General features: G+C 71.8%; 9 protein-coding genes. 5 read left to right on the top strand and 4 right to left on the bottom strand.

Annotated features, from left to right (window positions below; translation table 11 throughout):
* Window positions 1-215: 215 nt before the first annotated feature.
* Together AB8O64_RS04430 and AB8O64_RS04425 are read right to left on the bottom strand one after the other, a co-directional pair.
* Window positions 216-1,586 (bottom strand): condensation domain-containing protein, encoded by a 1,371-nt coding sequence (locus tag AB8O64_RS04430; RefSeq protein ID WP_370417960.1) that lies wholly within the window; start codon window positions 1,584-1,586, stop codon window positions 216-218.
* 36 nt (window positions 1,587-1,622) lie between these two features.
* Window positions 1,623-2,966 (bottom strand): condensation domain-containing protein, encoded by a 1,344-nt coding sequence (locus tag AB8O64_RS04425; protein ID WP_370417959.1) that lies wholly within the window; start codon window positions 2,964-2,966, stop codon window positions 1,623-1,625.
* Window positions 2,967-3,246: 280 nt separating this feature from the next.
* On the opposite strand from AB8O64_RS04425, the gene AB8O64_RS04420 reads away from it, so the two are divergent.
* From AB8O64_RS04420 to AB8O64_RS04410, 3 genes are read left to right on the top strand one after another with little or no spacing between them, the layout of a single operon-like run.
* Complete coding sequence (locus AB8O64_RS04420) at window positions 3,247-4,086, top strand: class I SAM-dependent methyltransferase (RefSeq protein WP_370417958.1); 840 nt, start codon at window positions 3,247-3,249, stop codon at window positions 4,084-4,086.
* Between the two features lie 22 nt (window positions 4,087-4,108).
* Window positions 4,109-4,378, top strand: coding sequence for an acyl carrier protein (locus AB8O64_RS04415; RefSeq protein ID WP_370417957.1), 270 nt, complete (start codon window positions 4,109-4,111; stop codon window positions 4,376-4,378).
* An 8-nt stretch (window positions 4,379-4,386) separates the two neighbouring features.
* Window positions 4,387-5,607: a beta-ketoacyl synthase gene (locus AB8O64_RS04410; protein WP_370417956.1), complete on the top strand. Its 1,221-nt coding sequence runs from the start codon at window positions 4,387-4,389 to the stop codon at window positions 5,605-5,607.
* A 42-nt stretch (window positions 5,608-5,649) separates the two neighbouring features.
* Here the strand turns inward: AB8O64_RS04410 and AB8O64_RS04405 are convergent, their stop codons facing one another.
* Window positions 5,650-7,944, bottom strand: coding sequence for an NACHT domain-containing NTPase (locus AB8O64_RS04405; RefSeq protein WP_370417955.1), 2,295 nt, complete (start codon window positions 7,942-7,944; stop codon window positions 5,650-5,652).
* Between the two features lie 211 nt (window positions 7,945-8,155).
* Here AB8O64_RS04405 and AB8O64_RS04400 point away from each other — a divergent pair, with 211 nt between their 5' ends.
* Both AB8O64_RS04400 and AB8O64_RS04395 read left to right on the top strand, forming a co-directional pair.
* Window positions 8,156-9,226: a BTAD domain-containing putative transcriptional regulator gene (locus AB8O64_RS04400; protein ID WP_370417954.1), complete on the top strand. Its 1,071-nt coding sequence runs from the start codon at window positions 8,156-8,158 to the stop codon at window positions 9,224-9,226.
* On the top strand, window positions 9,223-9,939 hold the full coding sequence (locus tag AB8O64_RS04395) for a DUF6585 family protein (protein ID WP_370417953.1): 717 nt from the start codon (window positions 9,223-9,225) through the stop codon (window positions 9,937-9,939). The genes AB8O64_RS04400 and AB8O64_RS04395 overlap by 4 nt, the downstream gene beginning before the upstream one ends.
* Before the next feature lie 9 nt (window positions 9,940-9,948).
* On the opposite strand, the gene AB8O64_RS04390 is transcribed toward AB8O64_RS04395, so the two are convergent.
* Window positions 9,949-10,881, bottom strand: a complete 933-nt coding sequence (locus AB8O64_RS04390) for a LysR family transcriptional regulator (RefSeq protein WP_370417952.1) — start codon at window positions 10,879-10,881, stop codon at window positions 9,949-9,951.
* Window positions 10,882-10,957: the final 76 nt, after the last annotated feature.

Below are 10,957 nucleotides of genomic sequence, written 5' to 3'. Positions count from 1 at the left end.
GAGAAAGCTGGCCAGTTGATCGCGCAGAGGTCGCCGCGCTCTCGCGGCATAAGGTCGCATTGGGGATTCTGATAGCCGGACTTATATTCGGCGGGTCGCCGTCCTGCCGTGAGTTCCCGGGGGCTGGGAAGTCAAATGGCCGAGCGCGGCGACTCGATGCGTATGCCGGGGCCGGTTGCGGCGTCGCGGGCCTGTCGGTCGGCCCGCGCACCCCCTCAGGAGGCCGGGCGGGTGCCGGCCAGTGCGGTGAGCATGATCTCCCGCACCCGGTCGAGGTACTTCGGCACACCCGTCGCGGCCTCCGGGGTGTCCGGCATGCTGACCACCAAGTCGGCCCGGTCGGGGAACCAGTTGAACCACAGCGACACGCCACTGGCGTTGTCGGGGCCGGTCAGAACGGTCGCGTCGGCGCTCAGGTAGTCACGGGCGCCCGGCGCGGCCCGTCCGTCCACATAGGACGCCATGGGTGGGATGGCCGGGACCTCGCCGTCTTCGAGGAGCAGTTCAAGTGCGCGGTGCAGTGGTACGTCATATCCCGCGCGGGCGCGCTGGAAGCCTTGCTGTGCGGCGCCGATCGCGTCGGCGAGAGTCGGCGAGGCGGGCAACCGGAACATCAAGGGCGCGAGATTGACCAGCCAGCCGTGCACATGGAGCAGCCGGGGGTAGGCCCTGGTCGATACGGCGGTGAGTACGCGGTAGACGTCGTTGCCGGTGAACTCCCACTGTACGAGGGCCAGCGCGGCGAAGGCACCGGCGCCGAACCCGCCGCCGTGCCGGCCGCAATAGGCGCGGAACGCACGCGCCTCGGCACCGGTGAGCACCGGGTACTGCAGCCGCGTGCCGGTCAGCAGTTCATCGGCGTCGTTGCCCAACTCGACAGGGAAGCCGGGGAAGCCGCCGTCCCCCGCGGCCAGGAACTCCGACCACGCGGCAAGCTCCGGCGCGGCTGCCGTCAGCGACGCGGAGCGGTCCCGTTCGCGGCGGTTGCAGTCCAGATAGCCGGATGCCGGTGCCAGGTCGAGTGCGGTGCCGCCGCGGGCCGCGTCGTACCGGGCGCGGATCTCGTCGAAGAGCAGTGCCAGGGAGTGCCCGTCGGTGTAGGAGTGGTCGATCGCGAAGAACACTGTGGACGCCGTGTCCCGACGGATCACGCCGGCCAGCAGACCCGGCCGGCCCGTCGTCGTCTGCTCGTCGATCCGCCGGTGCACGTGGGCGCGCACGTCGTCCGCGCTGGTGAGGTCGCCCACGCGCGCCGGACGGACCGTGAGGGAATCGGGCGGCAGACGGAAACCGGTCAGGTTCTCGGACTCCGGCTCGTACCAGGTGTGGAACGCCTCGTGCCGGCGCACCAGCCCTTGCCACGCCTCGGTGAGCGCGTCCAGGTCGGCCCGGCCCACCAGGTCGAAGGCCACGGCCACCCAGGGCGACTGCTGTCGTCCGGCGGCGCGGTGGGCGGCCGCCGACCGCAGGTGCGACTCCTGGAAGTGCGAGGCGGGTACGTGATGCGGTACAGGTGCCCGGTCGGTGATGAGCTCGAACTCGACCACCTCACCCGGCTCGGGGCGCCAGTCGAGTATCTGGGTCATACGCACGGTAGGTCTCCTCCTCCATGGGGCGGCAGGTCAGACGGGCGCGGGCACCGCTTCGGCACGGTGGCTGTCCACGGCGCGGGCGGCGGCGTGCGCGGCGGCCATAAGGAAGCGTTCGACGTTCGCAAGCGCCACGACCGTGTCGGGGAAGCGTGTCGAGACGTGCACGCCGCGGTCGCTCCTGGTCAGCCACACGTACACCTCGGCCGGGCCGTGGATCCGGCTGCGCAGCATCACGTCCTCCTGCCGCGGCGGGGTGCCCGGCACTCGGCGTACGTCGAGATAGGACACGACGAACCGGGGGTGGATCTCCCGGCGCAGCATCCGGCTGATGTGCGGCAGGGAACTGCCCGGGCCCGGGCTGCGGCGCCGCAGTTCGGCGGCGGCGAGGGCGACGGTGTCGGTGAAGACCGCCCCGGGAGCCGTCGGGATCCGGACCGGGTGCAGGCCGACGAACCAGCCCGGTGCCGTCCGCCACCGGTCGGGCCGGGTGTTGGCCAGGCTCACCACGGACAGGTGCCGCTCACCCGCGATCTTCCCCGCGGCGAGCGCGAGGCAGGCGAGCAGCCCCGCGGCGGTGCTGCCCCCGCCGTGGCGTGATGCGGCGGCGAACCTGGCGGTCGCGGGTTCGTCGAGAAGCCAACGGTAGGCACTGCGCTGCGTGAGCCGGGCCTCGGACGCGCCGAGCGGCAGCGGGAAGGCGGGTGTCCTGTCGTGGGCGTCGCAGAGCAGGGTCCGCCAGTGGTCCGCGTGTGCGGACTCCACCGGCAGCCGGTCCACCAGGATCCGTTCCTCGGCGCCGAAGTCCAGGAAGGTCGGCCCGGGCAGGTGCTCGGCGCGGTCTGCCAGGAGGTCGCGGATCTGCCCCGGGATCATCGCGAGCGTGTAGCCGTCCACGATGCCGTGATCCGAGCCCGCGAACACCGTCACCCCGCCCGTGCCCTCGACCGTCGCGAAGACCACGTGCGGCCACCCCAGCGGGGCGGCGCGACGGTCGAAGAAGGCCTCGATCTGTCGTCGGACCGAGGCACCGTCGGCGAAGTCGCCGGCCTCCTCCCTCCGCAGCGTGACCGCGCTCGCGGGGAGCGTGCGGCGTACGCACCGCTCGCGGGTCGGCACCAGCCGGCTCCGCAGGTGCTCGTGACCGCGCAGCCAGGCCGAGAACGCCGCACCGATACGATGCCGGCTGACCCGGCCCACCCCGAACGACACCCCGACCCAGGCCGGATCGACGTGCCGCGGCCCCCGCGCGGCCGCGGCCCGCACATGGTGCTCGTGGACGAGCGCGGGCGCTCGTGGGTCGTCCGCCCAGGCCGAGTCGGGGGCGGTCGGTGTCCAGAACACCAGTCGGCCGGCGGGAACCGTGCTGTCACCCAATTCTGTGAACTTCAATGTCTCACCGAATCGACACGGTGCGACGCCGGCCTTGAATCACGATCACGATGCTCTCCTTATGACGCCTCGGTGCGGCGGCCGAAGCTATCCGGTCGCGATGAAAGAAAGATGAAATCGGGCTGTGTCCGCTGGTCACGCAGATCGGGGCACCGGCCCGGGGAAAACCGCTCTTGTTGCTCTTCGGACGCGCTGGTAGCTTCGGCCCCCGTCATTCATTCCGCACCGCGCCGATTCATTGGCCGCGCCGCTGGAGGGTCAATTCATGAACGCACGAGCAGACACCGGATCCTCCCGATTCACGGGCGGTACGGAACCGTCCACGGACTACGCCGCGCTGCGTCGCGACCCGGAATACGCCGAGTTGAACCGCGCGCTGCTCGACCTGGTCCCGGTCGGCTCCGGGCCGGCCGTCCTCGACCTGGGGTGCGGGGACGGAGCCGTCAGCGAGCAGTTGCTGCTGCGCGACCCGGCCATGTCCCTGGTCGGCGCCGACCCCGAACCGGACCTGCTCCACGCGGCACGGGCCCGTCTCGGCGACCGGGCCCGGTTCGTCGAGGGCGACGCGTCATCCGTCTCCCGGTTGTTCCCCCCGGCCACCTTCGACACCGTCGTGCTGGCCAACTGCGTCCATCTCGTCCCGGACCTCGACGAGGCGCTCGCCGCGATCGGGCAGGTTCTCACCGGTGGCGGACGCCTGGTGTTCAACTCCGCCTTCTACTCGGGCGCCGAGACCGCGGCCGACCTGCCCCTGTACGCCGACCTGGTGGGCACGGCCCGTAGTGTCGCCCGGACGCGTGGGCTTCCGCTGGCCCGGTCGGCCGCCGGCCGGCCCTCGGGGCTGCGCAGGAGCGTCCGGGACTACCAGGCCGCCCTCGCCGCCGGTGGTTTCACCGAAGTGGTGACCACCGAGCGGGCTTTCACCCTCGGTCCGCGCTTTCTCGCCGCATTGTGCTCGACCCCCATGTTCGCCACCGCCGCGTTGCCCGGGATCGACCGGCACACCGCCGCGGAACTCCTCACGGAGACGATGGAAAAGCAATACGAGCGCGCCCCGTTCACCATTACGCGGCACTGCGTGTACTTCTCCGCGATCCGACCGTGAAAACCTCAGAAAGGAATTCCACATGTCCGAGGCATTGAACGTGGTCACCCAAGCGATCATCGGTATCCGGCCGGACCTGGGCGAATCCCAGGTGGCCATCACCCGCGACTCCGCCCTCTTCTACGCCGCTGATCCCGGCCGGCCGGTGCTGGGACTCGATTCCATGGAGGCGCTGGAGCTCATCGCCGTGCTGGAGAAGGAATTCGGGGTCGAGCTGGCGGACACCAGTATCAGGATCTCCGACCTCCACACGGTCGGAGACGTGGCCGACGCGATGTCGGGCGCGCTGTGATGTCCGAGGTGGCGCGCCACCGCGTGCTGGTGACCGGCATCGGCGTCGAGTCGTGCGCGGGCGGCACACCGGACGAGTTATGGGACGCCCTGGCCGCGGGACGGCCCGCGATCTCGGCGCTGGAACTCGAGCAACCACTGCCGTGCCAGGTCGGTGGCGTGGTCAAGGGGTTCGACCCCCGCGAGCACATGTCCGCCCAGCAGGTCCGCCGTACCTCACGCTTTCAGCAACTGTTGTTCGCCGCGGCGATGAAGGCACGGGCGGACGCGAGGCTGCGCACGGCGCCGGGGGCGCTGTACGTCGGCACCGGCGGCGGTGGGCTCGACGAGACCGCGCAACTCGTGACGGTTCTGCGGGAGAGGGGGTGGTCGAAGATGAACCGGCTCGGCCTGCTCCGTCTGCTGCCCAACCAGGCGGCCGGGTTCGTCGCGCAGGAGCTGGACATCACCGGCCCGGTCCTCACCCTCTCGACCGCCTGCGCGTCCTCGACGGACGCCATCGCGGCCGGCATGCGCGCGGTGCGTGACGGCACCGCCGACGTGGTGCTCGTCGGCGGCGTGGAGAGCTGGCTGGACCTGCCGTGCCTGGCGTCGTTCTGCTTGCTGGACGCGCTGTCCCGGCGGCCCGCGGCCGAGGCGGTGCGCGCGTCCCGCCCGTTCGACCGCGACCGGGACGGCATGGTGCCGGCCGAGGGCGCCGCCGTGCTCGTGCTGGAGTCCGAGCGGTCCGCGCTGGCGCGCGGCGCGACCGTGCACGGCGAGGTGCTCGGCGCCGCGTCCACCTGCGACGCCCACCATGCCCTGGCTCCCCGGCCCGACGGCTCGGTGGCGGCCAGGACGATCGAGCTGGCCTGCGCCGACGCCGGCCTCGACACCACTGCCGTGGACCTGGTCAGCGCACACGGAACGTCGACACCGCTCAACGACCGGGCGGAAACCGCGGCCATCAAGCGCGCGTTCGGCTCTCACGCGCGGCAGGTGGCGATCACGGCGCCCAAATCGGTCATCGGCCACGCCTGCGGCGCGTGCGGGGTGCTGGAGAGCGTCGGCGTCCTGCTCGCCATGCGCGAGAAGTTCGTGCCGCCCACCGCGAATCTGGAGAATCCCGACCCCGACTGCGACCTGGACTACACCCCCCTTGTGGGCCGGCCCGCTTCGATCGACGTCGCCGTCAAGCAGAACTTCGGATTCGGCGGCCAGAACTCGGCGGTGGTGTTCGGCGCCGCGTGACACCACCGAGCTCCCGCCCGGGGCAGCCGGGGATCGTCGCTGTCACGGGGGAGGGGCACCGCCCGGCCCGCTCGGCTGTCGGGGGACGCGGGGTTCCCGGTAGGTGCGGGCGAGGTGGTCCTGCAGACGGGCGTGGCGGAACTGGTAGACCGCGCCTGCCTGGCGGAGGACACCCCGCGCGTAGGCGTCCTCGAGGAAGGTGACGACGGACCAGGGCAGCCGGCCGGTCAGCGGCAGCCAGATCCGGGAGAAGACCACCCACTGGCCCCACGCCGTCAGGCTGAGGGCGTAGCTGAGGGCGCCGCCGAGCCCGCTGATGAGGCCGAGCTTGAACGAGGACGTGGTGCTCCACACGATCGGGCCGAGGAGGGCCGGCGAGAGCCGCGTGACCACCTCGGCACCGAAGCCGACCAGGATGCCGAACGTGGGGAACCAGACGAGGAGTTGGGCGGCGACCGTGCGGAAGTTGGTGCGCAGCAGGCTGACCGGATTGATGGCGGACCCGATGTCGAGAGGCGCCTCGAGGAGACTCAGCAGGGCGAAGCTGGGGCCGGCCGCCAGCGCGAACACCAGCCCGTAGATGATGCCGTCACAGAGACCGGCCTGGAGGGCGTGCGGCAGCCCGGAGTGGCGGAGGACGCCGTTGTGCGCTCCGCGTACGAAGCCGTAGCCGAAGCCGAAGACGAGCCCGCCCAGCAGTCCGATCACGAGTCGGGGGACGGCCCTCCGCGCGGCCTTCCCCGGCCTGCCGGACATCTTCACGCGCACGCCGGACGGCGCGACCGCCGTGTTCCCGGCCGCGACCATGAACCAGTACGTGGTCCCGAACATGAGCCCGGCGATGATCCCTACGGCCAGCGCGTCCGCGAGCTGGAATCCGAGGGAATCGAAGAGGGTGCCGACGGCACAGTCGACGAGCCCGGTGACCAGACAGGTCATCAGCGCCGTCACCAGCGTGCGGGTGGAGCGGCGCAGCCCTGAACCGAGCCGCCACCACTCCAGGTTGGGGCTGTCGAGCCGGGCCAGGTGGTGGGCGAGGTAACCGAGCCAGTACCGGGCGCGGTCCGGGTCGACGTCGCGGCGCGGGCCGCTGCCCGGACGGTGTTCCGGCCGGGGACGGTAGACGGAGGCCACGAATTTGTCGAGAAGGTGCTCCTCCACCTCACCGGGACTGCCGAATCGCCGGGTGTCCAGCAGCGAGACCGGGTCGTGGCCGGGGGTGTCGCTGTAGACGGCACGGGCGAGCGTCACCATCAGCGGGGTGGTGAGCACCGCGGCGAGGTTGGCACCGGCCCGGCTGTGCGGTCGATCGCGCAGCTCACTCAGTACCGGGTCCCATGCGTTCCTCGCGGGGTCCTGGCCACGGGCCTTGCGGGTGGTGCGCGGCAGGTAATCGGCCAGGTCGTCCGGGGTGAGATCGGTCAGGTTCACCGCCGCGGCGGCGGTGAGCACATCGGTCTCCGCCACCGCGGCGGCGTACTCGGACGGCCGGCTCGTCAGCAGCAGGGGCAGAGTGGTGGCATTGAGCGCCTCCAGTGCGGGGCGGCGCAGACCGTCGGCGATCTCGTCGAAGCCGTCCAGCACGGGGAGCACCCGGCTGCTCTCGACCAGTGCGGCGGCCAGGCTCGGCCCGGCGGGTCCCGGAGCGGCGAGGCCGGGATGATCACGCGTCAGCTGCCGGGTGAGCCAGTCCCGGAACGTGAGGGCGGTGGGGTCCCACGAGCCGATGCTGAAGATCACCGGTACGGCATCGGTGCGGGTTCTCGACTTCAGGCGGTCCAGGACGAACCGCACGGCGAGGACCGTCTTCCCGGAGCCGGGGCGGCCCAGCACCACCAACCGCCCGGACGGGATACGCCGGTAGATGCCCCCGATCTCGTCCAGGCGCCCGCTGAGGTCCAGCGGGCCGCGCACGGACCCGGCGGGCAGACAGTGGATATTGGCCCAATGGTCGGTCAGCTCCTCGGGAGCCGGCCTCCAGCGCACCGGCAACGGGTAGGGGTCGTGGATCTGCCGGTGCTCCTCCTCGCGCTGCCAGCGAGCGGCCACCGCCTGCGCGAGCTGCTCGCCGATGCCGTCCAGGGCCTCCTGGAACACCGAGGCCGGCTGCCTCACGACCGGCGGGACGTGGCCGGCCGGGTCGTCCGGCGGGTGTCCCTGACCGGTCCGGCGGATGGCCGCGGCCAGCAGGTCCTCGCGCTCCTCCTCCGCCAGCCCGAGGGCGTCGGCCAGCAGCCGCACCGTGGTCACCCGGGGGTCGGTCCGCTCGCCGGTCTCCAGTCCGCGGAGGGTGCGCACGCCCACTCCGGCGCGTTCCGCCAGGGTCTCCTGAGTCATTCCCGCGTCGTGCCGCAGCCGCCGTAAGAGCGCGCTGAACTCACTGGCCACAGGTCACGGCCTCCCCCTCGAATGAGCGTTTCCCCAGGTGGCGGACTTTAGCGCGACCACCGGCCGGATACGGCCGGTCTTCTGGCCTGTCCGTAAAACGGCGCCGGGGCCAGCGTCGACGGCATCCGCAGCAGGAAGCAGCCCGGACCCGGGAGCCACCATGCCGATCACCGCAAGCACCGGCCAGCCGACCGTCACCACGCTCAGACATCAGGAGCGCGAGGTGCTCTACGCGGTCGGCTGCGGTCTGAGGGACGACGAGATCGCCGCTGCCCTCGCCATCCCCGAGGAGGCCGTGGCCCGGCACCTCGCACGGATCCTCGTCACCCTCGGGCTGCGCGACCGGGCCGCCGCCATCGTCCACGCCTTCGACTGCGGTCTGGTCGCCCCCGGCCGCGGCCCCCGCAGACGGGCGACCAGCCCGGTGCCATCGACGGCCACCGGCCACACGCCCGAACCGCGGATACGGATATCGATGCTCGGACCACTGCGCGCATGGCGCGACGGACAGCCCCTGGACCTGGGGCACCTGCGCCAGCAGGCCGTACTGACGGCGCTGGCGCTGGGCCCGGGCCGGACGGTCAGCCGGCAGGAACTGCTCGACGGGGTGTGGGGGGAGGAGCCGCCGAGCACGAACGTGGTACCGGTGTACATCTACCGGCTGCGCAAGCTCCTGCGCGTGGGAGGCAGCCCGGTCGCGGCGATCGAGCGCGACCGGTGCGGCTACCGGCTGCTCCCCGGCGCGGTCGCCGTGGACGTGGCACGCGTGGAGGAACTGATCACCGTGGCCGGCACCGCCGAGCGGTCGGGGGAACTGACCGAGGCGGTCCGCGCCTGCTCCCAGGCGCTGGACCTCTTCCGGGGCGAGCCCCTGGCCGGCCTGCCCGGGCCGCTGGCCGAGCTGGAGCGGCTGCGCCTGACCGCGCGCAGGGACGTCCTCGTGCAGCGGAAACTCGACTGGCAGCTCCGGCTGGGACGGCACTGCGAGGCGATCGCCGAGCTGTCGGCCCTGGCCGGGGAGCAGCCCCTGAACGAATCGGTCGCGGCGATGCTCATGCGCGCGCTGTACCTCAGCGGCCGGCAGGCCGACGCGTTGGCCGTCTTCGACGGCACTCGCCGCCGTCTGGCCGATGACCTGGGGGTCTCTCCGGGCCGGGTGCTTCGGCGGACGCACGGGATGATTCTGCGCGGGGACGAATCCTGCCTGGGCCTCACCGGGACCACGCAGTGACCGGACCGGCGTGGCGTACGCGCGGCGAGGAGCTGCTGCTGGCGAGGATCTCGGCAGCGGCCGGCCGCGAGCACCTCGGCAAGCGGCGTGCCACCTACGCGGCGGCCGCGCACACGACACATGCGAAGCCCTCGTGGGCCCGGGGAATCCGCGGTCTGCCGGCCTTCGTCCGGTACGGCAGGCTGTCCGCGACGAAAGGGCGCGACGACGCGCGACTGGACCTGTACGTGCGGGGAATGACGATTGCCGTCAAGGGGCGGATCCTGGTCGTCCGCTACGACACCACCTCCGTGTTCCGCACGGGCTCCCCGCACCCCCACGACCCGGCCCGCGCCGACACCTCCTGCACGCTCACCGGTGTCGGCGGGGAGCGGGTCGTGCTGAGCGGCAGGCCGGAACACGGCGACGCGGCGGAATGGCGCTCCGAGATCGAGCGGGACGTCACCCGCTCCCGACTACCGGCTTCGCTGGACGCACTTGACCGGGGTGAACGCCTGGCCTTCGGTGACATCTGGCTGACCAGGGAGAAGATCGGCTTTGGGGAGGTCGGTGCGTGGTGGCCGCAGGTCCGGCGACTCAGGATCCGTGAGGAGGCCGTCGAGCTCGACATCGACGGGAGGTGGCACGGGCCGGGCCCCGCGGTGTCCGGGATCCCGAACCTCTTCGTCCTCAGCGCGCTGGTCGAGCACCTCGGGGCGGACGGTGTGCGCTGACTCCGGCGGTCAGTGGCCGCCCGGTGTGCCGGCGCGAGGGCCGCCGAGCTGTTCCCCGACCCGCGTGACGGTCTCCCGGAGCCAGATGTGCGCGGCGTCCTGGGTGTGTACGGGATGCCACCACATGGCCTCCTGGACCGGTACCGCCGCGAAGGGGCACTCCAGCACCCGCACGGCTGCCAGGCTCGCCGCGCGCCGGGCCAGTCGTTCCTGGATCATCGCGACACGGCGGGTGCCCTCGACCAGGTAGGGCAGCAGCTGGAAGGTGTGCACGGACACCTCGACGTGCGGAGTGATGCCGATCATGCTGAGCTGCCGGGCCGCCGGTGCGTCGTAAGGGCGTTGGTAGACGGCCCAGGGCAGACGGGCCAGATCGTCCAGGGTGAGTTCCTCGCCGACTTCCGGATGGTCGTCGGCGACCAGGCACACCCAGCGGTCCTGGAAGAGGTGGGTGGCGGGGAAGCCGTCGATGATGCCGTGCGGCATCAGCAGGCCGTCGACCGTGCTCAGCACGGTGGCGGGGTTCTCCACGACGGCCGGCCCGGCCTGTTGGAAGGTGACGCGGATGCCGGGAGCCTCCTCGTGCAGGACACGGCTGAGCGGCGCACCGAAGACGGCCGCGCCGTAGTCCGATCCCAGCAGGGTGAACTCGCGTGACGCGGTGGCCGGGTCGAAGTCGGCCTGGCTGCTGAAGACGCGGTCCAGCAGATCGCAGGCGGTGGCGGTGCGGTCGCGCAAGGCGGCGCCGAGCGGGGTGAGCGCGTAGGTGTTGCCGACGCGGGTGAGCAGTTCGTCGCCGAAGTGCCGCCGCAGGCGGGAGAGGGCGGCGCTCATCGCGGGCTGGCTCAACCCGACGCGCTCGCCGGCGCGGGTGACGTTGCGTTCCTCCAGCAGTGCGCGCAGCGCGACGACGAGATTCAGGTCGAGCCGGGAGAGATTCACTGCGGCGGCATGCCCTCCAGGGGGATATCCACGTGGTGGATAGGAACCATAGGGAAGATTGATTTCCATGATTGTG

Origin of the sequence: Streptomyces sp. QH1-20, from assembly GCF_041283565.1 — a bacterium.
In the GTDB taxonomy this organism is placed as follows: domain Bacteria; phylum Actinomycetota; class Actinomycetes; order Streptomycetales; family Streptomycetaceae; genus Streptomyces; species Streptomyces syringius.
Note: the sequence above shows the minus strand (reverse complement) of the source record. Positions and strands in the feature narration are given on the sequence as shown.

Bases quoted from the DNA above. Each gene is read 5' to 3' on its own strand.
- AB8O64_RS04430 (WP_370417960.1), bottom strand. From the start codon at position 1,586: ATGACCCAGATACTCGACTGGCGCCCCGAGCCGGGTGAGGTGGTCGAG.
- AB8O64_RS04420 (WP_370417958.1), top strand. From the start codon at position 3,247: ATGAACGCACGAGCAGACACCGGATCCTCCCGATTCACGGGCGGTACG.
- AB8O64_RS04415 (WP_370417957.1), top strand. From the start codon at position 4,109: ATGTCCGAGGCATTGAACGTGGTCACCCAAGCGATCATCGGTATCCGG.
- AB8O64_RS04405 (WP_370417955.1), bottom strand. From the start codon at position 7,944: ATGACTCAGGAGACCCTGGCGGAACGCGCCGGAGTGGGCGTGCGCACC.
- AB8O64_RS04400 (WP_370417954.1), top strand. From the start codon at position 8,156: ATGCCGATCACCGCAAGCACCGGCCAGCCGACCGTCACCACGCTCAGA.